The sequence below is a fragment of the Yersinia similis genome (genome assembly GCF_001053095.1).
Classification (GTDB): Bacteria; Pseudomonadota; Gammaproteobacteria; order Enterobacterales; family Enterobacteriaceae; genus Yersinia; species Yersinia similis.
In genome coordinates this window covers 180,061-202,831 of the sequence record NZ_CGBP01000004.1, presented here as the reverse complement: position 1 = coordinate 202,831, position 22,771 = coordinate 180,061, and the positions used below count along the sequence as shown (strand labels likewise).

Below are 22,771 nucleotides of genomic sequence, written 5' to 3'. Positions count from 1 at the left end.
ATAACAAAGATGGTTTGTCGTGCATGAGGCCATGTATCTGGCTTGGCGGTATGTTAAGGAGATAACAACATGCGAATGTCACATATTAATTTCAATCATCTTTATTATTTTTGGCAGGTTTGTAAAGAAGGCTCGGTTGTTGGAGCCGCAGAGGCACTGTTTCTGACTCCACAAACAATCACCGGCCAAATTAAAGCGCTGGAAGGGCGCTTAGGCGGTAAGTTATTTAAACGGCGGGGGCGGGGATTGGTCCCTTCAGAACTGGGGCAACTGGTTTTCCGCTACGCGGATAAAATGTTTATGCTTAGCCAGGAAATGCTGGATATCGTTAACTACCGTAAAGAATCCCACCTGTTATTCGATGTCGGCGTCGCCGATGCATTATCGAAGCGTTTAGTGAGTCAGGTACTGGAAACTGCTGTGGTTGAGCATGAAAAAATTCATCTACGCTGTTTTGAATCCACCCATGAGATGTTGTTAGAACAGCTCAGCCAGCACAAATTGGATATGATTTTGTCTGATTGCCCGGTTGACTCCAGTCAGCAAGAGGGGTTGTTTTCAGTAAAATTGGGGGAGTGCAGTGTCAGTTTCTATTGTCGCCAGCCTGTCCCTGATCTACCTTTCCCTGCCAGTTTGCAGCAAAAGCGTTTGTTGATCCCTGGCCGCCGCTCAATGTTAGGGCGAAAATTACTCAACTGGATTAACAGTAAAGGCCTGCAGGTAGAGGTTTTGGGTGAATTTGATGATGCTGCCCTGATGAATGCATTTGCTGTTTATCACGATGCTATTTTTGTCGCCCCAACGATATACGCCGCTGATACTTATGCTAAAGATAGTGAAATTATTGAAATTGGCCGTTTAGATAACGTACAGGAAGAGTACTACGTTATTTTTGCTGAGCGCATGATCCAACATCCGGCAGTACAGCGGGTATGTAACAAAGATTTTTCAGCGTTGTTTAACTGTTAAGTCAAGTCGTTGTAAACAGGCCCACTGCTGCTGAGTGGTGGGAACATCACTGAACATCGTAATGGCCAAACGATAGATATAAAAAAACCGGCCTAAGCCGGTCTTTTTACAAGCACACTCAATGTAATGCAATTACTGCATTGCGTTGATTTGCGCGACCAAGTTTGACTTATGACGCGCTGCTTTGTTTTTGTGGATCAGACCTTTACAGGACTGACGATCCACGATTGGTTGCATTTCATTAAATGCTTTTTGCGCTGCGTCTTTATCGCCAGCTGCAATTGCCGCATACACCTTCTTAATGAAGGTACGCACCATTGAGCGACGGCTAGCGTTATGCTTGCGGCGTTTCTCAGACTGTACGGCGCGTTTCTTAGCTGATTTGATATTAGCCAAGGTCCAACTCCCAAATATATTCTATTGAGGACAATTCAAAGGCCGAGGAATATGCCCTTTTAGCCTTCGTTTGTCAATGGATTTGTGCAAATAAGCGCCGTTTGTACGGGCGGCACTTGCTACGTTGTGATGGAGCGGGATTTTACCAGCTTCGCGCTGCGGAATACAGTCTTTCGAAAGAAAATTCCACAGTTCACTGCCTCGAAGGGATTCGACGGTGGTTCTTGTAAAAATCTCAGCCTGCTTCTGTATTCAACGGCGTACGTATTCTACAGGATAAAGTGAGTAAAAGGGATTTTACCTGCAGATTATTGGCAAAATGGTATGACTTTCGGTTAAAGGTGCCAATCGCGGGTTAACCTTAACCGCTGTACAAGGTATAATCCGGCGATTTCCACTGTTTTGAGCCAGCTATGGAGCTAATTCGCGGTATACATAATATCCGGGCACGCCACCATGGTTGCGTGCTGACTATCGGTAACTTTGATGGTGTCCACCGTGGACATCAGGCTTTATTAGAGCAACTAAAGCGCGAGGGGCAGCGTTTAGGCTTACCCGCTATGGTGATGATATTTGAACCGCAACCACTGGAATTGTTTGCAGCAGATAAAGCACCAGCCCGATTGACACGCTTGCGTGATAAAGCCAAATATCTGGCTCAGGCTGGGGTTGATTATTTATTGTGCGTTAAGTTTGACCCACGTTTTGCCGCCAATACAGCACAAGCTTTTGTTGCTCAGTTGCTGGTAGAGAAGTTGGGTGTTAAATTTTTAACGGTAGGTGATGACTTCCGCTTTGGCGCAGGGCGTCAGGGGGATTTTCAACTACTGCAGCAAGCCGGTGCTGAGTTTGGTTTTGATGTTATCAGCACCGACAGTTTTTGTGATGGCGGCTTGCGAATCAGCAGCACCGCGATTCGTCAGGCACTGCATGATGATGATTTGGTGTTGGCCGAAACGTTATTGGGTCACCCGTACAGTATTTCGGGCCGAGTGGTTCACGGTGATGAACTGGGGCGGACGATAGGTTTCCCTACGGCGAATTTGCCGTTAAAACGTTTAGTTGCTCCGGTGAAAGGGGTGTATGCAGTAGATGTGTATGGCTTGGATTCAACGCCATTGTACGGTGTCGCGAATATCGGCACCCGGCCTACCGTTGCTGGCGTCCGTCAGCAGCTTGAGGTTCATCTGCTTGATGTAACTATGGATCTTTATGGGTGCCATATTGATGTGGTGCTACGCGCAAAACTGCGCAACGAACAGCGTTTTGCTTCGCTCGATGCCTTAAAGCAGCAAATCGCCAACGATGTGGTGACGGCCCGAACATTTTTCGGGCTAAAGACACCGGTTTAATATTTCTAGCCGAAACGGAACCGAGAATCTAATGAGTGACTACAAGAATACCCTGAACTTGCCTGAAACAGGGTTCCCGATGCGCGGCGATCTGGCTAAGCGTGAACCTGACATGCTGAAACGTTGGTATGAGCAGGATTTATACGGGATTATTCGTGCGGCCAAGAAAGGTAAAAAGACCTTTATTTTGCACGATGGCCCCCCTTATGCGAACGGCAACATTCATATTGGTCACTCTGTTAACAAAATTCTCAAAGATATTATTGTTAAATCAAAAGGAATGGCTGGATATGATTCACCGTATATACCCGGTTGGGATTGCCATGGTTTGCCGATCGAACTAAAAGTTGAACAATTAATTGGTAAGCCGGGCGAGAAAGTCAGCGCTGCGGAGTTCCGTACTGCTTGCCGTAAATATGCCGCTGAGCAGGTTGAAGGCCAGAAGAAAGATTTTATTCGCCTGGGCGTGTTGGGTGATTGGGACCATCCTTACCTAACGATGGATTTCAAAACTGAAGCCAATATCATCCGCGCATTAAGCAAAATCATTGATAACGGTCATCTGCATAAAGGTGCCAAACCTGTGCATTGGTGTACCGATTGCGGTTCGTCGCTGGCTGAAGCAGAAGTTGAATATTACGATAAAACGTCACAATCTATTGATGTGCGTTTTAACGCGGTTGATACGGAAACTGTTGCGGCCAAATTTGGTGTGTCTGCCGTTAACGGCCCAATCTCACTGGTTATCTGGACTACCACGCCATGGACTCTGCCTGCTAACCGGGCTATTTCACTGAATGCCGAATATCTTTACCAGTTGGTTCAGGTTGAGGGCGAGTGCCTGATTCTGGCAGCCGATCTGGTTGAGAGCGTCATGAAGCGCGCTGGCATTACTCAGTGGGTTGTGTTGGGAAGTTGCACAGGCTCAGATCTGGAACTGTTGCGCTTTACCCATCCCTTTATGGGCTTTGATGTTCCAGCCATTTTAGGTGACCACGTTACATTGGATGCCGGTACCGGTGCGGTTCACACAGCACCAGGTCACGGCCCGGATGACTTTGTTATCGGCCAAAAATATGGCTTAGAAGTGGCGAACCCTGTGGGTCCAAACGGTTGCTATCTGGCGGGTACTTATCCAACGCTGGACGGCCTGTTTGTGTTTAAAGCCAACGATATAGTTGTCGAGTTACTGCGTGAGAAAGGCGCGCTGCTGCACGTTGAAAAACTGCTCCACAGCTACCCATGCTGCTGGCGTCACAAAACCCCTATTATCTTCCGTGCAACGCCGCAGTGGTTTATCAGCATGGATCAGAAGGGTTTGCGTAAGCAGTCACTTCAAGAGATCAAAGACGTGCAATGGATCCCGGATTGGGGTCAGGCGCGTATCGAAACCATGGTAGCAAACCGCCCAGACTGGTGTATCTCTCGTCAGCGTACTTGGGGTGTGCCGATGTCTCTGTTCGTTCACAAAGAGACCGAACAACTTCATCCACGCAGTATTGAACTGATGGAAGAAGTGGCCAAACGTGTTGAGCAAGATGGCATTCAAGCGTGGTGGGATCTGGATCCGGCAGAGATTTTAGGTGCCGATGCAGCGGATTATGTCAAAGTGCCAGATACGCTGGACGTATGGTTTGACTCTGGCTCCACCCATTCTTCGGTCGTTGACGCCCGCCCTGAATTTGGTGGTCATAGTCCGGATATGTATCTGGAAGGTTCTGACCAGCACCGCGGCTGGTTTATGTCTTCACTGATGATTGCTACCGCGATGAAAGGCAAAGCGCCTTACCGCCAGGTACTGACCCACGGCTTTACGGTGGATGGTCAGGGTCGCAAAATGTCCAAATCCATTGGTAACACCATCAGCCCACAAGATGTAATGAATAAGCTGGGTGGTGACATTCTGCGCCTATGGGTGGCATCAACCGATTATACCGGTGAGATTGCCGTTTCTGACGAAATTCTGAAACGCTCTGCAGACTCCTATCGCCGTATCCGTAATACTGCACGTTTCCTCTTAGCTAACCTAAATGGTTTTGATCCGGCACAGGATCAAGTGAAACCGGAAGAGATGGTTGTGGTCGATCGCTGGGCGGTTGGCCGTGCGCAAGCAGCTCAGGCAGAGATTATGGAAGCGTATGAGAATTACGATTTCCATTTGGTGGTACAACGGCTGATGCAGTTCTGCTCGGTTGAGATGGGGTCCTTCTATCTGGATATCATTAAAGACCGTCAGTACACCGCGAAAGGCGACAGCATCGCACGCCGTAGCTGTCAGACAGCATTGTTCCATATTGCAGAAGCGTTGGTTCGCTGGATGGCCCCAATTATGTCCTTTACTGCGGATGAAATCTGGAATCATCTACCAGGCGAGCGTCAGCAATATGTCTTCACTGAAGAATGGTATGACGGTCTGTTTGGTCTGGCGGACAACGAAAGTATGAATGATGCTTTCTGGGCTGAATTGTTGAAAGTGCGCGGCGAAGTGAACAAAGTGTTGGAGCAGGCCCGTAGCGATAAACGCATTGGTGGCTCATTAGAGGCAGCCGTGACGTTATACGCAGAGCCTGAACTGGCAGCTCGTTTGAATAGTTTGCAAGATGAACTGCGCTTTGTTCTACTGACTTCTGCCGCTAAAGTGGCCGCTTATGCTGATGCGGGCAATGATGCTCAGCAAAGTGAATTAATTGCCGGATTGAAAATTACCTTTAATAAGGCTGACGGTGAGAAGTGCCCACGTTGCTGGCATTACACGCAAGATGTCGGTTTGGTAGCAGAGCACGCTGAACTGTGTGGCCGCTGTGTCACTAACGTTGCTGGTGATGGTGAGGAGCGTAAGTTCGCCTGATGAATAAATCTATTTGCTCGACCGGATTGCGCTGGTTATGGCTGGCAGTTGTCGTTGTCATCTTGGATATCAGTAGCAAGCAGTGGGTCATGGCCCACTTTGCTCTGTATGAATCGGTGCCACTGATTCCTTTTTTCAACCTAACCTATGCGCAGAATTTTGGCGCAGCATTTAGCTTCTTGGCGGATAAAAGTGGTTGGCAGCGTTGGTTCTTTGCCGGTATTGCGATAGGCATCTCCGTCGTATTAATGGCCATGATGTATCGCTCAACGGCAAAGCAACGCCTGATAAATTGTGCTTATGCATTAATTATCGGTGGTGCACTCGGGAATTTATATGACCGTTTAGTGCATGGCGCAGTCAACGATTTTCTCGATTTTTACATCAATAACTGGCATTTCCCGACGTTCAATCTGGCCGATGTGGCGATATGCATTGGTGCAGCGTTGGTTATCTTTGAAGGCTTCTTAAGTCCGGCAGAAAAAAACGCGGTGAATAAAGATGAGTGATATGTCTGAATCTGTACAAGATACCGAATCGGTACAACATACTGGAACGGTAAAAACGACTGAATCGGTGCAAAATAATAGCGCTGTTTTAGTGCATTTCACTCTAAAGCTTGAAGATGGTTCAACGGCTGAGTCAACACACACTCACGGTAAACCGGCGCTCTTTCGTTTAGGTGATAACAGCCTTTCTGATGCACTGGAACAGCAATTGTTGGGGCTGACCGTGGGCGATAAGCACGCTTTTACATTACGGCCTGAAGATGCTTTTGGTGTGGAAAATCCGGATCTTATTCAGTATTTCACCCCACGTGATTTTTCTGAGACCGGTGTGCCTGATGCCGGCACCATCATGTTATTCAGCTCTCGCGATGGCAGTGAAATGCCGGGTGTCGTGCGGGAAGTCGCAGAAGAGTCTATTACTGTTGATTTTAATCACCCGTTGGCTGGGCACTCTGTCAGTTTTGAACTTGAAATACTGGAGATTGACCCCCAACAGGAGGTTGTCTATGCAGATATTGCTGGCTAATCCACGTGGCTTTTGTGCCGGTGTTGACCGGGCTATCAGTATTGTTGAACGCGCGATAGAAATGTATGGCGCGCCAATTTATGTACGCCATGAGGTAGTACATAACCGCTATGTAGTTGATAGCCTGTGCGAGCGCGGTGCTATCTTTATCGAGGAAATTTCAGAGGTGCCAGATGGCTCCATTTTGATTTTCTCGGCCCATGGTGTGTCACAGGCTGTTCGGGCAGAGGCCCGTTCGCGTAATTTGACGATGCTGTTTGATGCGACCTGTCCATTGGTTACCAAAGTCCATATGGAAGTTGCCCGTGCGAGCCGTAAGGGTAAAGAAGCTATTTTGATCGGCCATGCAGGTCATCCAGAAGTAGAAGGGACTATGGGGCAATACAGCAACCCTAACGGGGGTATGTATTTGGTTGAATCGCCTGATGACGTTTGGCAGTTGAACGTCAAAGATGAGAATAATCTGTGTTTTATGACGCAGACCACCTTATCGGTCGATGATACCTCCGCTGTGATCGATGCGTTGAACACGCGTTTCCCAAAGATAGTCGGCCCACGCAAAGATGATATTTGCTATGCCACAACCAATCGGCAAGAGGCAGTACGTAATCTGGCAAATGATGCCGATATCGTATTGGTCGTGGGGTCGAAAAACTCCTCTAACTCTAACCGATTGGCCGAGCTGGTACAGCGAATGGGCAAGCCCGCTTATCTGATTGATTCTGCCGCAGATATTCAGGAATTTTGGTTACAGGGTGCCAAGTGTATCGGTGTTACCGCTGGCGCATCCGCCCCCGATATTTTGGTACAGCAAGTGATTGCACGCTTAAAAGATCTCGGCGCTGGTGAATCGATTGAACTCAGTGGCCGCGAAGAAAGTATTGTTTTTGAAGTACCAAAAGAATTACGTGTTGAGGTTAAACAGATCGACTGATTAAGGTGTTTCTTTGCCGATCAGATAGGTGTTTACTCGATATGTATTTACTGATGAAAGCAGCCCTTTGCGGCTGCTTTTTTATTGGAGCACTAAGGGGAGATTGATATTGTCCCTGTGGAAATCTAACCATCATGTAGATGCGGCATGAAAAAATAGTGTGCAAAATAATTGCATGAATATGCGAAATAGCAACAAAAGGCATATAAATAGTTGGAGAGCCTTAGCAGAATAAAGAAGGTCTTTACTTACCCGTAAAATTTCACTAACTGCTGTTTATTCAGTGTTATGTAACGGATTGAGTGGTTTCACTGATAAAAATGCACGAGTATCATTTTTTTCTAATACAGATTAAATAGGCTGGTAGAGTCAATAGCAGGCGGCTAATCTGAACCCTGGTCAGGGTAGAGGACACATTTTAAGGGGACGTATGACTGATTCAACAATTCGTATTGCTATTGTCGGCGCGGGCGGACGGATGGGGCGGCAATTAATTCAGGCAGTTACGCAGACGGAAGGCGTTGTATTAGGGGGGGCTATCGAGCGTAAAGGGTCCACGTTGATAGGCAGTGATGCGGGAGAACTGGCGGGTGTTGGCTTGTTAAATGTCATTGTCGGCGATGATTTATCCCAACTTACTGATAATTTTGACGTACTGATCGACTTTACCCGCCCAGAAGGTACGTTGGAACATTTAGCTATTTGCCGTCAGCATCGGAAAGCGATGGTGATTGGTACCACAGGTTTTGATGATGCAGGTAAAGCGGCCATTAGTGAGGCTGCAGCAGACATTGGTATTGTATTCGCAGCGAACTTCAGTGTTGGGGTGAATGTGGTACTGAAATTGCTGGAAAAGGCCGCAAAAGTCATGGGCGATTATACTGATATTGAAATTATCGAAGCCCATCACCGCCACAAAGTAGATGCACCATCAGGAACGGCGCTGGCAATGGGGGAGGCGATTGCTGATGCTATGGGGCGCTCCTTGAACGATTGTGCAGTTTATAGCCGTGAAGGCTATACCGGTGAACGTAAACCGGGGACTATCGGTTTCGCGACCGTGCGTGCTGGCGATATTGTGGGTGAACACACGGCGATGTTTGCTGATATCGGCGAACGGGTTGAGATCACTCATAAAGCGACGAGCAGGATGACTTTTGCCCATGGGGCGGTTAAGTCTGCCATTTGGCTTGGTAAGCATGATAATGGCTTGTTTGATATGCGTGATGTGCTGAATCTTAACGAGCTTTAATGCTGTAAAATACGGCCAGTGATGTGGTTTTTTATCATAATCTATTGATTGTAGGGCAATATTTTATTGTCCTTTTTTATTTTAAATTTAAAATAAGCACTTGGTGTGCTTTTAGTTAAATAATGTATTTTTTATTGTGTTTAATCTCGATTTCATCTCTTTAAACCCTTCGTTTAAGCCATCGGGTGTATTTTTGACTGCTTAGAACGATATTTTTCAGTGAGCCGCCATCGCAACCGTTTACTATGCTAAGTTAGCTTGTGTTTTTACCGCTATAATCCGCACATTTTGATGAGAACGGCAAAAAATAGAGAAAAAATGGTGCTTTGGCTAGACAAAAGCGTTACTCATCATTAAAATGCGCCCAATTTGCCAAAAATTAGCTTTGAGAGCAGTTTTTGCATTGATTTAGAACACTAGATATGAATTAATATGCAGATAATGTGACTGTTTATTCCCCTGGAGGATGTTTTGATTAAGTCAGCGCTATTGGTTCTCGAAGACGGAACCCAATTCCACGGTCGGGCCATCGGGGCAGAAGGTACGGCAGTGGGGGAAGTGGTCTTCAATACGTCGATGACCGGTTATCAAGAAATCCTCACTGATCCTTCCTACTCCCGCCAAATCGTTACTCTTACTTATCCTCATATCGGCAATGTCGGCACTAATGCCTCCGATGAAGAATCCTCCGCAGTACACGCCCAAGGTCTTGTTATTCGTGACCTGCCATTGATTGCCAGCAACTACCGTAATGAAGAAGGCTTATCCGAGTATCTCAAGCGGCACAATATTGTGGCGATTGCCGATATCGATACTCGTAAGCTGACTCGCTTGCTGCGCGAAAAAGGGGCACAGAACGGCTGTATTATTGTTGGGAGCTTGTCCGACGCGGCCCTGGCATTGGAAAAAGCGAAAGCATTTCCAGGCTTGAAAGGGATGGATCTGGCGAAAGAAGTGACCACCAAAGAGATGTATCACTGGTTGCAAGGCAGTTGGACACTGGAAGGTGATTTGCCTGCGGCGAAGCAACCAGAAGATTTGCCATTCCATGTGGTAGCTTACGATTATGGTGTGAAGCGTAATATTCTGCGTATGTTGGTTGATCGCGGTTGCCGTCTGACCGTTGTTCCGGCGCAGACACCCGCTGAGGACGTTCTGAAACTGAATCCAGATGGCATCTTCTTATCCAATGGTCCTGGGGATCCAGAGCCATGTGATTACGCGATCGCCGCCATCAAGCGCTTCCTGGAAACGGATATCCCGGTATTCGGCATCTGTCTGGGCCACCAATTGCTGGCGCTGGCGAGTGGTGCTAAAACAGTAAAAATGAAGTTCGGTCACCACGGAGGTAACCATCCGGTGAAAGATCTGGATGCTAGCTGTGTGATGATTACTGCGCAAAACCATGGCTTCGCAGTTGATGAAACCTCATTGCCGTCCAACCTGCGGACTACGCATGTCTCTTTATTTGATGGTTCTCTGCAAGGGCTTCACCGTACGGATAAAGCGGCGTTCAGCTTTCAGGGGCACCCAGAAGCCAGCCCCGGCCCGCATGATGCCGCGCCATTGTTTGATCATTTTATCGAACTGATTGAGGCTTACCGAGCTTCATCCGCGTGCCTTAACCGTAGTAACAGCCATAAATAATCAGGAGCGAAGACCATGCCAAAACGTACAGATATAAAAAGCATCCTGATTCTGGGCGCAGGCCCGATCGTTATCGGCCAGGCTTGTGAGTTTGACTACTCAGGTGCCCAAGCGTGTAAAGCACTGCGCGAAGAGGGCTACCGTGTCATTTTGGTGAACTCCAATCCGGCGACTATCATGACTGACCCGGAAATGGCCGATGCAACTTATATTGAGCCAATTCATTGGGAAGTGGTGCGTAAGATTATCGAAAAAGAGCGTCCAGATGCAGTTTTGCCTACGATGGGTGGCCAAACTGCACTGAACTGTGCATTGGAACTGGAGCGTCAGGGCGTTCTGGCAGAATTTGGCGTCACCATGATTGGTGCGACCGCTGATGCCATTGATAAAGCTGAAGACCGCCGTCGCTTTGATATCGCGATGAAGAAAATTGGTCTGGATACAGCCCGCTCAGGTATCGCGCATAACATGGAAGAAGCACTGGCTGTTGCAGCCGATGTGGGCTTCCCGTGCATTATCCGCCCATCCTTTACTATGGGGGGCACTGGTGGCGGTATCGCTTATAACCGTGAAGAGTTCGAAGAGATCTGCGAGCGCGGTCTGGATTTGTCACCAACCAAAGAGTTGTTGATTGACGAATCGCTGATTGGCTGGAAAGAGTACGAGATGGAAGTTGTTCGCGATAAAAACGACAACTGCATCATCGTCTGTTCCATTGAGAACTTCGATGCTATGGGGATTCACACCGGCGACTCTATCACTGTCGCACCGGCTCAGACCCTGACTGACAAAGAGTACCAAATCATGCGTAATGCCTCTATGGCGGTACTGCGTGAAATCGGGGTGGAAACCGGGGGCTCTAACGTACAGTTCTCAGTCAACCCAAAAAATGGTCGTTTGATTGTCATTGAGATGAACCCGCGTGTTTCCCGCTCTTCAGCGCTGGCCTCTAAAGCAACCGGTTTCCCGATTGCTAAAATTGCCGCAAAACTGGCTGTCGGTTACACACTGGATGAATTGATGAATGACATCACCGGTGGCCGCACCCCGGCATCCTTTGAGCCTTCCATCGACTATGTTGTTACCAAGATCCCACGCTTTAACTTTGAAAAATTTGCGGGTGCCAACGACCGTTTGACCACGCAAATGAAATCTGTGGGTGAAGTGATGGCCATTGGCCGCACGCAGCAAGAATCACTGCAAAAAGCACTGCGCGGGCTGGAAGTGGGCGCGACCGGTTTTGACCCGAAAGTGAGCCTGGATGATCCAGAAGCACTGACTAAAATTCGTCGTGAACTGAAAGAAGCGGGTGCAGAACGTATCTGGTATATCGCTGATGCTTTCCGTGCGGGCATGTCGGTTGATGGTGTGTTCAATCTGACCAATGTTGATCGCTGGTTCCTGGTACAGATTGAAGAGCTGGTTCGTTTGGAAGAGAGCGTAGCAGAACTTGGTATCAACGGCTTGACTGCTGAATTTATGCGTCACTTGAAACGTAAAGGTTTCGCCGATGCTCGTTTGGCTAAATTGGTCGGCGCAGCAGAAAGTGAAGTCCGTAAACTGCGTTACAAATATGGTTTACACCCGGTTTATAAGCGTGTCGATACCTGCGCGGCAGAGTTCTCGACGGATACGGCTTACATGTACTCCACCTACGAGGAAGAGTGCGAATCTAACCCAACCAGCGATCGTCCGAAAGTGATGGTGCTGGGTGGTGGCCCGAATCGTATCGGACAAGGTATTGAGTTCGACTATTGCTGCGTACACGCTTCACTGGCACTGCGTGAAGACGGTTACGAAACCATCATGGTGAACTGTAACCCTGAGACGGTTTCAACCGATTATGACACCTCTGATCGTCTCTACTTTGAGTCAGTCACACTGGAAGATGTGTTGGAAATCGTCCGTATTGAGAAGCCACAGGGCGTTATCGTGCAGTACGGTGGTCAGACACCATTGAAATTGGCCCGTGAGTTGGAAGCGGCTGGCGTACCCATTATTGGGACCAGCCCGGATGCCATTGACCGTGCCGAAGACCGTGAGCGTTTCCAGCAGGCGGTAAATCGTCTGGGCCTGAAACAGCCAGCGAATGCCACCGTAGCGACTATCGAGCAGGCAGTGGAAAAAGCCACTGGTCTGGGCTATCCACTGGTCGTACGCCCTTCTTATGTTTTGGGTGGCCGCGCGATGGAAATCGTTTATGACGAGATTGACCTGCGCCGTTACTTCCAGAATGCCGTCAGTGTATCGAATGATGCGCCGGTATTGCTTGACCGCTTCCTTGATGATGCCGTTGAAGTGGATGTCGATGCCATTTGTGATGGTGAACGCGTGTTGATCGGCGGCATTATGGAACACATAGAGCAAGCCGGGGTTCACTCTGGTGACTCAGCCTGTTCATTGCCTGCTTACACCCTGAGCAAAGAAATTCAGGATGTGATGCGCCAACAAGTGGAAAAACTGGCCTTTGAACTCTGTGTCCGCGGCCTGATGAATGTGCAGTTTGCGGTGAAAAACAACGAAGTTTACCTGATTGAGGTTAACCCCCGTGCTGCCCGTACTGTACCTTTCGTGTCTAAAGCGACCGGTATGCCACTGGCAAAAATTGCAGCTCGTGTGATGGTCGGTCAGTCACTGGCGGAGCAGGGTATTCTGGAAGAAATTATCCCGCCTTACTACTCAGTCAAAGAAGTGGTACTGCCGTTTAACAAATTCCCCGGCGTTGACCCAATTTTAGGGCCAGAAATGCGCTCTACCGGTGAAGTCATGGGGGTTGGCCGTACCTTCGCTGAGGCGTTCTCTAAAGCGATGTTGGGCAGTCAATCTGGCATGAAAAAGAGTGGGCGTGCGCTATTATCCGTCCGTGAAGGGGATAAGCACCGGGTGGTAGATCTGGCAGCGAAGCTGCTAAAACAAGGCTTTGAACTGGATGCAACACATGGCACTGCGGTTGTACTGGGCGAGGCGGGGATAAATCCACGTTTGGTTAATAAGGTGCATGAAGGTCGTCCGCACATTCAGGACCGTATTAAGAATGGCGAGTACACCTATATCGTGAATACCACCGCTGGGCGTCAGGCGATTGAAGATTCCAAGCTGATCCGTCGCAGTGCTTTACAATATAAAGTACATTACGATACGACCTTGAACGGTGGCTTTGCCACGGCGATGGCATTAAATGCGGATCCAACCGAGCAAGTGATTTCGGTGCAAGAGATGCATGCTAAGATTAAGAATATGAAAGCGTAATTGACGTTTTCATCCGTGGCGAAAATCAAGGGCGATGGCGACATCGCCCTTTTTTACGTCCGCAGTTTAGCCATGGTGTGTGTGGCAATACATGGTGTGTGTAGCAATAAAGGCAAGATTTCTCTTAAGCAACCTTGGTGAAGATCAATGTTATCGCCAACACTATTGTGGATAGTAGACAGTCATTGTAGACGGCCATCTCAATAGTGGAATGCTTTACTCAGATTTAGCGGTGTTAACCCAATGCGACTTTGATGCCAAGGCCGATCAACAGGCCACCTAACACTTTATCGACAATTTTTTGTGTTTTGGCTAAACCGCGGCGTACTGGCGCGCTTTGGATCAGGATCACCAGCAAAGGCCACCAAATTACGGCCAGTACCCAGATGATTGAGGCATACCATAGTTTTTCTCCTATGCCGGAGTTTATCTGCAATATTTGCGTGAAAACGGCGAGGAAGAAAAGAGTCGCTTTTGGATTTAATAGATTGCAGAGGTACCCTTGCAAAAATGCGGCTTTGAGCGAGATGGGATACTGTGTAGCGTTATCAATACTAAGCTTACTTTCTCCCCGTGATAGCAGTGCTTGAATACCAATCCAGATCAGGTAGCAGGCCCCGGCATATTTCAGCAAATTGAATAACCATGGCGTGGTTGTGATAACGACCGCCAGACCGGCCACACAGTAAGACATATGCGTCGCAACACCCAAAATCACACCAAGTGCCGTCATCATGGCGGCAGTGCGGCGATAGCGAGCAGCGTTTTTGATCACCAGAAAAAAATCAGGTCCGGGGGAGAGCATCCCCAATGTCGCGAGTGTCGCGACAAATAACGAAGTTTCAAGCATCTTGATTACCGAATGGGTGTGAAGCAATCTGGCGATAATAACGCCACTTAGCATTCCTTGCATTATTCTTATTGGTTATCTGATGCCATTTTGTTGTTAGCAGTGACGGGATTTAGCATTTATGTCTTTTTGACTGGACTTGACTTGACGTTACAGCGCAGCGAGCAGCTAAATCACCGATATGAGTCAGTTTATTGAAATTAATGAATTTTATCCTATGGGCTAGCATAAATGTGGTTCAAATAGGTTCCTGACGATTTGTCATTCGCTTGCTGTAATGCCAATAACGTTGGAGCTCTCTTCTACTCTTTTGACGGATAGTGATGCACAAATATGAGCCTGGGGAATGTAATAAACAGTGATGTGCCGCATCATCAGCAGCGAGATATTACTCGGTTATGTATCAAATGTGCCTTATTGCTGTTGCAACATGGTGCGGAAAGTATGCTGGTTGAGCAGTTATCGGCGCGTCTTGGTATGGCTCTGGGTATGGATAGCGTTGAAAGTTCTATTTCGGCCAATGCGGTGGTGCTAACCACGATTAGCCAGGGAAATTGCCTGACATCAACCCGCAAGAATACGGATCGTGGCATTAATATGCAGGTAGTCACTGAGGTCCAGCATATTGTGATCCTCGCAGAGCACCGTTTGCTGGATGCGAAAGACGTAGAGAAACGTTTTGAAAATATTAAACCTCTACGTTATCCGCGCTGGCTGGTGGTCATCATGGTAGCGCTCTCCTGCGGTTGTTTCAGTAAATTGAACGGCGGTGGTTGGGATGCCTTCTCTATCAGCTTTGTAGCCAGTGGGCTGGCGATGTTTGTACGCCAAAGCCTGACGGCCCGCCATATGAATCCATTAATTAATTTTTGCATTACCGCTTTTGTGGCGACATCAACCTCTGGTCTATTAATGCGCTTACCGTTTTTCGAACAGGCTTCCAGTGTGGCGATGGCGGCCAGTGTCTTGCTATTGGTTCCGGGCTTCCCACTGATTAATGCGGTGGCAGATATGTTTAAAGGACATGTTAATACGGGATTGGCGCGTTGGGCGATGGCCAGCTTACTGACCCTATCAACTTGTATTGGGGTGGTATTCGCGATGGCACTTTGGGGTTTGCGGGGGTGGGCGTGAGTTTACTGTGGGCATTACTACAGGACATGGTGCTAGCTGCGATCCCGGCGTTGGGCTTTGCCATGGTATTCAATGTACCGGTCCGTGCGCTGCGTTATTGCGCACTATTGGGTGCAATCGGTCATGGTTCACGTATGTTGATGATCCATTTTGGTATGAATATAGAGCTGGCTTCACTATTGGCTTCAATTATGATTGGGGTGATTGGGATCAATTGGTCACGTTGGCTGCTTGCACACCCTAAAGTTTTCACCGTTGCGGCTGTCATTCCCATGTTCCCTGGAATTTCCGCTTATACCGCCATGATATCGGTGGTTGAGATTTCTCATCTGGGTTATACCGAAGCATTAATGTCCACTATGGTGACGAATTTCTTGAAAGCCTCATTTATCGTTGGAGCGTTGTCGATTGGTTTATCATTGCCAGGACTATGGTTATATCGTAAACGCCCTGGTGTATAAGGCTTTTTTTTAAATCGGCCGCTACACTAGGCTAAGAGCAGTCCTATATGTATCATTCGCTTACTTATCGCTATCGACGCTTGATTAGGCTTTACGTATAGTGTGAACAATTTTTCGGGACTGGCTCTTGCAGCCTACAGGGTTTAACAATGATTATCAGCCTGATCGCTGCATTAGCAGCAGATCGCGTTATTGGTATGGAAAACGCTATGCCATGGCATTTACCGGCTGATTTAGCGTGGTTCAAACGTAACACGCTAAACAAACCGGTAATTATGGGTCGTAAGACCTTCGAATCTATTGGTCGTCCCCTGCCGGGAAGATTGAATATTGTCATCAGTAGCCAACCTGGTTCTGATGAACGTGTGACATGGGCGGCCTCAATTGAAGAAGCATTGGTGTTTGCCAGCGATGTGGAAGAAGTGATGGTCATGGGCGGTGGCCGTGTCTATCAGCAATTCTTAGACCGCGCAAATCGTATGTATCTCACACATATTGATGCGGAGGTTGGTGGTGATACTCACTTCCCTGATTATGAGCCAGACGAATGGGAAAGCGTATTCAGTGAGTTTCATGATGCCGATGAAGCTAACTCACACAGTTATTGCTTCGAAATTCTAGAGCGCCGCTAATAATATATTCACATCAAAACAATTAGAAAACAGGCCCATTAGGTAATAATGGGCCTGAGGTTATTGACAAAGTGCCTGCAACGGAGAGAACAGGCAGATCGTAAAGACGCCGGCTTCCCTGTATAAAAATAGCCTTCCCTGGGGCTCGAGCCGCGCCCTCCCCTGGCGCGGACGCTTTACTCCTCTGCCTATCCTCACCGTTCAAGATTGAGTCATCGGGGTTTGTCAGCAGTCTGAGGCCCATTAGGTAATAATGGGCCTGTTTCATTTAGAAAAATAAATTTATTACTTAATGGATAAACGTCATTATTATTTAATATTTTTAGCTTTCGTTCTACATGATAAATTCTAATTTCTGGTTTACATAAGGTTTTAATTCTATTTTTAATTCTATTTTTAATTTTATTGCCAATGAGGTGTAAAATGAAAAAATCAACATTACTAACACTATCATCTTTATTTTTACTTTCCCCTTTTACTTCTGCTATAGAAATAACAAGATGCCCAGAAGCGAATGAAATTAACCATGTGTTGAGCGATTATAAATCGGCTAATCTACGTTGGTATGGTACGACGCAAGGAGGTGAGAATAAAGGTAATGTAGCTCATTTTTTGCAAGCATTTTATTATCCTCATGGAGGGAATGATCGGGCGCTAGGTGTTTTAGTTCAATGCAGTTACCTGCTGGATGCCGGTATTTTACAAATGAAAATGAGAGATAATAAAGTTCTGGTAAATAAAGGATTGTATATATCTATTGTTGATAATCCAACGTGGATAAAAAATACAGATAATGTTCCCTATACAAGCTACACCTGTAGTGCGGATAAAGCCGAAGACTGCTCTTTTACACGTCCATCTGATGCGAAAATTGCAGAAATCGCGCCAGATATTCCGGTCCTCTTGCCTAGGGTGACTGCCGAGTAATAATGTTAACAATATCACCACAAATAAAATAATCTTATTATTCAGTTAGATAATTTAAATTATTAATTCTATTAAATTGAAATGATTATTTTTTATGGGGTAAATAATAAGTGTGAGGAAAATAAATGAAAAAATCTATGCTGTTTTTATCTCTAATATTGTCTGCGCCATATGTTATGGCGAATGAACTCTCTTCCTGCCCAAATAAATCTGAAATAAATCATCAGAAGGGGGTTTATACAACACCTGATGGTAAATGGTTAGGGGGGGCTGTTGGCGTGGAAAATAGCGGGGATGTACGACATTTCCTATATGTAAAGTATATTCCTTATAATGAATTTAATATGGATATTGGCAAGTTAAACAATTGCACTTACGCTTTAGAATCAGGCAGTGTTGATATGTATTTTCATGATGAGCGAGCATTAGCTCTCGAAGGTGTATTTGTTTCACTTATGGGGCATATGTTCTGGGAAAAAACAACCACATCAGGTAAGGAATATTATATTTGTACTGGAACATCAGTAAATGACTGTACATTTACACGGCTTGACGATGATATTGTAGATGATTATAAAAATAGACAGTGATGCTGTTAATTATAGGTGAAATCTAAAGACGCATAGGCTCATGCGTCTTTAATTAGCGTCTTTACAAGATTAATTTGGCATTACACCAATTAGTGTTGTACTTTTTCGCCCGCTGCAAATCCATTGCTATTATTAATTTCAGCCTCGGCTTTGAAAGCGCGCTGTGTGAAATAACGTTTATCTTCCCAACGAAGTAGGGTTAAATCCCCTCCCCAGCAACAGCCAGTATCCAGTCCATATATCCCCTCTGGTACACCTTTACCTTCCAATGATGCCCAATGACCAAAAATAATTGAATATTCAGGGTCAACGAGCCTTGGTAGTTCAAACCAAGGTTTGAGAGGGGCTGGCGCATTTTCTGGCGTGTCTTTGCAAATCATATCAAGTTGCCCATTCGGGAAGCAAAAGCGCATCCGCGTAAGTGCATTGGTACTAAAGCGTAAACGTGCCAGCCCTGTGAGCTCTGGTAACCAGTTGTTTGGCATATCGCCGTACATCGCATCCAAAAATAGCGGATAACTGTCACTGCTCAATACCGCTTCAACTTCTCGAGCGCACATTTTGGCTGTTTCAATATCCCACTGTGGTGTGATGCCTGCGTGGGCCATAATCAATTTAAGCTGGTCATCAACTTGCAAAACGGGTTGGCGACGTAGCCAATTAATCAGCTCATCAGCATCGGGTGCATCCAGCAGTGGGGTAATACGATCTTTCGGTTTATTACGGCTGATACCCGCGTAAACGGCCAGCAAATGCAGGTCATGGTTACCCAGCACCATACGAACAGCGGGTCCTAACGAACGTACATAACGTAAAACATCCAATGAAGCGGGACCACGGGCAACTAAATCGCCCGTCAGCCATAAAGTATCCTGCTGTGGATCGAAGTTCACCTGGGCTAAAAGCGCAAGTAATTCATCGAGGCAGCCATGAATATCACCAATAAGATAAGTAGACATAGTTAATTAGTCAGGGTTAATGGATCAGGGCTGGGATCGCTAAGCGGAATACCGGAATTGCAGTACGGAAGGCCTGTCCAAGGTGATCAATCATTTCGTAATGCCCTTCCATAGTACCCAGCGGGGTTTCCAGAACAGCACCGCTGGTATATTGAAATTCATTACCTGGCAGGATAAGTGGTTGTTCGCCGATAACCCCTTCTCCCTGAACTTCAGTCTGGCGGCCATTGCTATTGGTGATTAACCAATAGCGGCCAAGCAGTTGCACGTTTGAACGCCCTAAATTACGAACGGTAACGGTATAGGCGAAGACGAAACGCTCCTCTTCGGGTATCGATTGCGTTTCCACATAGATACTTTGTACCTGCACACAAATACGGGGCTGTTCAATCATGATGTGCTCCTGCTTATTTTTGCGGTGTCGATTGAGCTGAAAGCCAGTTAGCTAGCTTACAGTACTGCGCTACCGAAATATTTTCTGCCCTGAGTATCGGGTCGATACCTAATTCGATTAATTGCTCTGAAGTGAATAAATCACCTAAGCTATTGCGCACCGTTTTTCTACGTTGGTTAAATGCTTGCGTAGTAATACGGCTCAGCATACGAACGTCACCGACCGGGTGAGGCATTTGCACATGTGGAATGAGGCGCACAACTGCGGAATCAACTTTAGGGGCTGGAGTAAACGCAGTCGGCGGTACTTCCAAAACTGGGATCACATTGCAATAGTATTGCGCCATGACGGTCAGACGGCCATAAGCTTTACTGTTGGGGCCAGCAACCAAGCGGTTAACAACCTCTTTTTGCAACATGAAATGCATGTCGCGGATAGCATCAGTATAGCTGAAAAGATGGAACATCAGCGGTGTAGAAATATTGTATGGCAGGTTACCAAATACCCGTAATGGTTGCCCCGCTTGCTCTGACAGTTCGGAGAAGTTTACTTTCATCGCATCTTGCTGATGAATGGTTAGCTTATCTTTCAGTTGAGGATGGCTAGCCAGGCGTGCCGCCAGATCGCGATCCAGCTCAATGACGGTCATGTGATCCATACGAGCCGCGACGGGTTCGGTTAAGGCACCTAAACCGGGGCCGATCTCAACGACCGCTTCGCCAGGAACTGGGTGGATCGCGGAGACAATACTGTCGATGACAAACTGATCGTTTAAAAAGTTTTGTCCAAAGCGTTTGCGGGCAAAATGCCCTTGGTGGACTCTATTATTCATTGCTGTTATTTATCATTTTGATGGCTAAGTTTAATGCCGTAATGAAACTGCCAACATCGGCAGTACCGGTTGCGGCGAGTTCTAAAGCGGTACCGTGATCCACAGAAGTGCGGATAAAGGGCAAACCGAGAGTGATATTGACGGCTCGGCCAAACCCTTGATATTTCAATACTGGCAGTCCCTGATCGTGATACATAGCGAGAACGGCATCTGCATGTTGCAGATATTTCGGTTGAAACAGGGTATCTGCCGGTAGTGGGCCAACGAGGTTTATCCCTTGCTGACGCAGTGTATTTAGGGCAGGAATAATCGTATCGATCTCTTCATGGCCCATATGACCACCTTCGCCAGCATGAGGATTAAGCCCACAAACATAAATCTGCGGCTGAGCAATACCAAACTTGGTTTTTAGGTCGTTATCAAGGATGGTGATTACTTCATGTAAGCTGGCTTGCGTAATGGCACCTGGCACCGCCAATAATGGCAAGTGGGTGGTCGCTAAAGCCACGCGCAACTCTTCAGTTGCCAGCATCATCACCACCCTCTGGCAGTGGCTGCGGTCAGCAAAGAATTCGGTATGCCCAATGAAGGGGATGCCGGCATCATTGATAATACTTTTTTGTACCGGGCCCGTGACCAATGCAGCGAATTCACCACTGATCGCGCCATCACAAGCCTTGGCTAAGGTCTCAACAACATAGTGACTGTTACCGACATCAAGCTTGCCAGGGACTACATTAACGGCTGTTTTTACAGGTAAAATAGTCAGTGACCCTGCTTGCTGTGCTATTGCAGGCTGGTCAGCTTGGTACTCACGCAATTGCAGGGGCAGATTAAGTTGGCTGGCTCGGGCCAATAGTAAGGCCGGATCCGCGCATACTATCAGTTCAACGGGCCAATCCTGTTGAGCCAGAGCAACGGCTAAATCTGGCCCAACCCCGGCTGGCTCGCCGGGGGTGATGACTATACGATTATTGTGGTTGTGCATTACTACCATCAAGAATTTTTACATAAGCAGCAGCACGCTGCTCTTGCATCCAGGTTTGTGCTTCTTCAGCAAATTTACGGTTGAAGAGCATGCGGTACGCCCGATCTTTCTGTGCGGCATCCGTTTTATCTACTTGACGGGTATCGACAACCTGAATGAGGTGCCAGCCGAAGGAAGAGTGAACAGGGGGACTGATTTCACCTTTCTTCAGTTTCATCAATGCATCACGGAATGCTGGATCGTAAATATCGGGTGATGCCCAACCCAGTTCCCCGCCTTGCATCGCGGATCCGGGATCCTGCGAAATTTCTTTGGCGATAGTCGCGAAGCTTGTTTTTCCGCTTTTAATCTCAGCGGCGGCGGCTTCCAACTTAGCGCGAGCTTGCTCGTCGGTCATCATTGGTGAAGGCTTCAACAGGATGTGCCGGGCATTCACTTCAGTAACCGAAATGGTTTGATCCGCACCACGCATGTCATTCACTTTCAAAATATGGAACCCGACACCTGAACGGATAGGGCCGACAATCTCGCCTTTACTCGCCGATTGCAGTCTCTCGGCAAACAGTGAAGGTAACTCCTGCAATTTTCCCCACCCCATTTGGCCACCTTTCAGGGCTTGAGAGTCAGCTGAGTTCGCGATAGCTAATTTACCAAAATCCGCGCCACCTTTAATGTCAGCAACCAATTTGTTCGCCAGATCTTCAGCTTGATCAACTTGCTGCTGCGTTGGGTTTTCTGGCAATGGAATCAGGATGTGGCTGAGATTCAGTTCGGTATCACCACTGACTTGATTACCCATCTGCTTAGCCAGAGATTCAACTTCTTGTGGCAAAATGGTTATCCGGCGACGTACTTCATTGTTACGGACTTCTGATGTCAGCATTTCTTTGCGGATTTGCTCACGGTAAGTCTCGTAACTAAGGCCATCAGCGGCTAAGCGGCTGCGCATCTGAGCTAGCGTCATGCGGTTTTGGGCCGCAATATCTGCAATGGCCTTATCCAGCGCCTGATCAGTGATGGTAATCCCCATTTTCTTGGCCATCTGCAGTTGGATATTATCCATGATGAGGCGTTCAAGAATTTGGTGGCGCAATGTCGAATCATCCGGAACCTGCTGCCCAGATTGTTGCGCGTTCATTTTTACCGATTGTAGCAGGCCGTCGATATCACTTTGTAACACAACACCGTTATCAACCACCGCGGCAACTTTATCAACTTCTTGTGGTGCTGCGAACGCGGTATTGGCACAAATGACCAATCCGAGAATAAGCGTTCTCCAGTTCTTCATACCTTTTCCATTTATGTAATCCGCTATCGCGGGT

At 47.3% G+C, this 22,771-nt stretch carries 21 protein-coding genes; 14 read left to right on the top strand and 7 right to left on the bottom strand.

Annotated elements, in window-relative coordinates; translation table 11 throughout:
* Nucleotides 1-69: 69 nt before the first annotated feature.
* Entirely contained in the window at nt 70-969 is a 900-nt protein-coding gene (nhaR, locus tag AC971_RS05185; protein WP_025382528.1) for a transcriptional activator NhaR, read from the top strand.
* A gap of 132 nt (nt 970-1,101) precedes the next feature.
* Here nhaR and rpsT read toward each other — a convergent pair whose 3' ends face one another.
* Nucleotides 1,102-1,365 (bottom strand): 30S ribosomal protein S20, encoded by a 264-nt coding sequence (gene rpsT, locus AC971_RS05180; RefSeq protein ID WP_002220715.1) that lies wholly within the window; start codon nt 1,363-1,365, stop codon nt 1,102-1,104.
* A gap of 413 nt (nt 1,366-1,778) precedes the next feature.
* Here rpsT and ribF point away from each other — a divergent pair, with 413 nt between their 5' ends.
* The 8 genes from ribF (at nt 1,779) to carB (ending at nt 13,682) form a co-directional block, all read left to right on the top strand.
* Complete coding sequence (gene ribF, locus AC971_RS05175; RefSeq protein WP_025382529.1) at nt 1,779-2,717, top strand: bifunctional riboflavin kinase/FAD synthetase; 939 nt, start codon at nt 1,779-1,781, stop codon at nt 2,715-2,717.
* Between the two features lie 31 nt (nt 2,718-2,748).
* Entirely contained in the window at nt 2,749-5,565 is a 2,817-nt protein-coding gene (ileS, locus tag AC971_RS05170; protein WP_025382530.1) for an isoleucine--tRNA ligase, read from the top strand.
* Complete coding sequence (gene lspA, locus AC971_RS05165) at nt 5,565-6,074, top strand: signal peptidase II (protein WP_025382531.1); 510 nt, start codon at nt 5,565-5,567, stop codon at nt 6,072-6,074. The genes ileS and lspA overlap by 1 nt, the downstream gene beginning before the upstream one ends.
* On the top strand, nt 6,067-6,600 hold the full coding sequence (fkpB, locus tag AC971_RS05160) for an FKBP-type peptidyl-prolyl cis-trans isomerase (RefSeq protein WP_025382532.1): 534 nt from the start codon (nt 6,067-6,069) through the stop codon (nt 6,598-6,600). Before lspA ends, fkpB begins: the two co-directional genes overlap by 8 nt.
* The gene (gene ispH / locus AC971_RS05155; protein WP_025382533.1) at nt 6,581-7,534 is read left to right on the top strand and encodes a 4-hydroxy-3-methylbut-2-enyl diphosphate reductase; all 954 of its coding nucleotides are present in this window, start codon (nt 6,581-6,583) and stop codon (nt 7,532-7,534) included. The genes fkpB and ispH overlap by 20 nt, the downstream gene beginning before the upstream one ends.
* A 430-nt stretch (nt 7,535-7,964) precedes the next feature.
* A complete protein-coding gene (gene dapB / locus AC971_RS05150) occupies nt 7,965-8,786 on the top strand; it encodes a 4-hydroxy-tetrahydrodipicolinate reductase (RefSeq protein WP_025382534.1) in 822 nt (273 codons plus the stop codon).
* 471 nt (nt 8,787-9,257) lie between these two features.
* Nucleotides 9,258-10,433 (top strand): glutamine-hydrolyzing carbamoyl-phosphate synthase small subunit, encoded by a 1,176-nt coding sequence (gene carA, locus AC971_RS05145; protein WP_025382535.1) that lies wholly within the window; start codon nt 9,258-9,260, stop codon nt 10,431-10,433.
* A 15-nt stretch (nt 10,434-10,448) separates the two neighbouring features.
* Nucleotides 10,449-13,682, top strand: coding sequence for a carbamoyl-phosphate synthase large subunit (gene carB, locus AC971_RS05140; RefSeq protein WP_025382536.1), 3,234 nt, complete (start codon nt 10,449-10,451; stop codon nt 13,680-13,682).
* Between the two features lie 235 nt (nt 13,683-13,917).
* On the opposite strand, the gene AC971_RS05135 is transcribed toward carB, so the two are convergent.
* The gene (locus tag AC971_RS05135; RefSeq protein WP_025382537.1) at nt 13,918-14,532 is read right to left on the bottom strand and encodes a LysE family transporter; all 615 of its coding nucleotides are present in this window, start codon (nt 14,530-14,532) and stop codon (nt 13,918-13,920) included.
* A gap of 333 nt (nt 14,533-14,865) precedes the next feature.
* Between AC971_RS05135 and AC971_RS05130 the strand changes: the two genes are divergently transcribed.
* The 5 genes from AC971_RS05130 (at nt 14,866) to AC971_RS05110 (ending at nt 18,276) form a co-directional block, all read left to right on the top strand.
* Entirely contained in the window at nt 14,866-15,666 is an 801-nt protein-coding gene (locus AC971_RS05130) for a threonine/serine exporter family protein (RefSeq protein ID WP_025382538.1), read from the top strand.
* A complete protein-coding gene (locus tag AC971_RS05125) occupies nt 15,663-16,127 on the top strand; it encodes a threonine/serine exporter (protein WP_025382539.1) in 465 nt (154 codons plus the stop codon). Before AC971_RS05130 ends, AC971_RS05125 begins: the two co-directional genes overlap by 4 nt.
* Before the next feature lie 149 nt (nt 16,128-16,276).
* Nucleotides 16,277-16,759 carry a type 3 dihydrofolate reductase gene (folA, locus tag AC971_RS05120; RefSeq protein WP_025382540.1) on the top strand — a complete coding sequence of 161 codons (483 nt, stop codon included), beginning with the start codon at nt 16,277-16,279 and terminating at the stop codon, nt 16,757-16,759.
* 411 nt (nt 16,760-17,170) lie between these two features.
* Nucleotides 17,171-17,686, top strand: coding sequence for a DUF3757 domain-containing protein (locus tag AC971_RS22710; RefSeq protein WP_309598771.1), 516 nt, complete (start codon nt 17,171-17,173; stop codon nt 17,684-17,686).
* A gap of 125 nt (nt 17,687-17,811) precedes the next feature.
* A complete protein-coding gene (locus tag AC971_RS05110; RefSeq protein WP_025382541.1) occupies nt 17,812-18,276 on the top strand; it encodes a DUF3757 domain-containing protein in 465 nt (154 codons plus the stop codon).
* An 89-nt stretch (nt 18,277-18,365) separates the two neighbouring features.
* On the opposite strand, the gene apaH is transcribed toward AC971_RS05110, so the two are convergent.
* The 5 genes from apaH to surA are packed head-to-tail and all read right to left on the bottom strand — an operon-like array spanning nt 18,366 to nt 22,737.
* Nucleotides 18,366-19,235: a bis(5'-nucleosyl)-tetraphosphatase (symmetrical) ApaH gene (apaH, locus tag AC971_RS05105; protein ID WP_025382542.1), complete on the bottom strand. Its 870-nt coding sequence runs from the start codon at nt 19,233-19,235 to the stop codon at nt 18,366-18,368.
* A gap of 16 nt (nt 19,236-19,251) precedes the next feature.
* Nucleotides 19,252-19,629 (bottom strand): Co2+/Mg2+ efflux protein ApaG, encoded by a 378-nt coding sequence (apaG, locus tag AC971_RS05100; RefSeq protein ID WP_025382543.1) that lies wholly within the window; start codon nt 19,627-19,629, stop codon nt 19,252-19,254.
* A 13-nt stretch (nt 19,630-19,642) separates the two neighbouring features.
* Nucleotides 19,643-20,461 carry a 16S rRNA (adenine(1518)-N(6)/adenine(1519)-N(6))-dimethyltransferase RsmA gene (gene rsmA / locus AC971_RS05095; RefSeq protein ID WP_011191710.1) on the bottom strand — a complete coding sequence of 273 codons (819 nt, stop codon included), beginning with the start codon at nt 20,459-20,461 and terminating at the stop codon, nt 19,643-19,645.
* A complete protein-coding gene (gene pdxA, locus AC971_RS05090; protein WP_025382544.1) occupies nt 20,454-21,449 on the bottom strand; it encodes a 4-hydroxythreonine-4-phosphate dehydrogenase PdxA in 996 nt (331 codons plus the stop codon). The genes rsmA and pdxA overlap by 8 nt, the downstream gene beginning before the upstream one ends.
* Nucleotides 21,433-22,737 (bottom strand): peptidylprolyl isomerase SurA, encoded by a 1,305-nt coding sequence (gene surA, locus AC971_RS05085; protein ID WP_025382545.1) that lies wholly within the window; start codon nt 22,735-22,737, stop codon nt 21,433-21,435. Before surA ends, pdxA begins: the two co-directional genes overlap by 17 nt.
* Between the last annotated feature and the right edge of the window lie 34 nt (nt 22,738-22,771).

What these genes read in the sequence shown, in the direction of transcription:
- surA (WP_025382545.1), bottom strand. Translation starts at nt 22,737, where the DNA reads ATGAAGAACTGGAGAACGCTTATTCTCGGATTGGTCATTTGTGCCAAT.
- folA (WP_025382540.1), top strand. Translation starts at nt 16,277, where the DNA reads ATGATTATCAGCCTGATCGCTGCATTAGCAGCAGATCGCGTTATTGGT.
- ribF (WP_025382529.1), top strand. Translation starts at nt 1,779, where the DNA reads ATGGAGCTAATTCGCGGTATACATAATATCCGGGCACGCCACCATGGT.
- fkpB (WP_025382532.1), top strand. Translation starts at nt 6,067, where the DNA reads ATGAGTGATATGTCTGAATCTGTACAAGATACCGAATCGGTACAACAT.
- nhaR (WP_025382528.1), top strand. Translation starts at nt 70, where the DNA reads ATGCGAATGTCACATATTAATTTCAATCATCTTTATTATTTTTGGCAG.
- ileS (WP_025382530.1), top strand. Translation starts at nt 2,749, where the DNA reads ATGAGTGACTACAAGAATACCCTGAACTTGCCTGAAACAGGGTTCCCG.
- lspA (WP_025382531.1), top strand. Translation starts at nt 5,565, where the DNA reads ATGAATAAATCTATTTGCTCGACCGGATTGCGCTGGTTATGGCTGGCA.
- pdxA (WP_025382544.1), bottom strand. Translation starts at nt 21,449, where the DNA reads ATGCACAACCACAATAATCGTATAGTCATCACCCCCGGCGAGCCAGCC.
- apaH (WP_025382542.1), bottom strand. Translation starts at nt 19,235, where the DNA reads ATGTCTACTTATCTTATTGGTGATATTCATGGCTGCCTCGATGAATTA.
- AC971_RS05135 (WP_025382537.1), bottom strand. Translation starts at nt 14,532, where the DNA reads ATGCTTGAAACTTCGTTATTTGTCGCGACACTCGCGACATTGGGGATG.
- ispH (WP_025382533.1), top strand. Translation starts at nt 6,581, where the DNA reads ATGCAGATATTGCTGGCTAATCCACGTGGCTTTTGTGCCGGTGTTGAC.
- AC971_RS05130 (WP_025382538.1), top strand. Translation starts at nt 14,866, where the DNA reads ATGAGCCTGGGGAATGTAATAAACAGTGATGTGCCGCATCATCAGCAG.
- apaG (WP_025382543.1), bottom strand. Translation starts at nt 19,629, where the DNA reads ATGATTGAACAGCCCCGTATTTGTGTGCAGGTACAAAGTATCTATGTG.
- AC971_RS22710 (WP_309598771.1), top strand. Translation starts at nt 17,171, where the DNA reads ATGAGGTGTAAAATGAAAAAATCAACATTACTAACACTATCATCTTTA.
- carB (WP_025382536.1), top strand. Translation starts at nt 10,449, where the DNA reads ATGCCAAAACGTACAGATATAAAAAGCATCCTGATTCTGGGCGCAGGC.
- dapB (WP_025382534.1), top strand. Translation starts at nt 7,965, where the DNA reads ATGACTGATTCAACAATTCGTATTGCTATTGTCGGCGCGGGCGGACGG.
- AC971_RS05110 (WP_025382541.1), top strand. Translation starts at nt 17,812, where the DNA reads ATGAAAAAATCTATGCTGTTTTTATCTCTAATATTGTCTGCGCCATAT.
- rsmA (WP_011191710.1), bottom strand. Translation starts at nt 20,461, where the DNA reads ATGAATAATAGAGTCCACCAAGGGCATTTTGCCCGCAAACGCTTTGGA.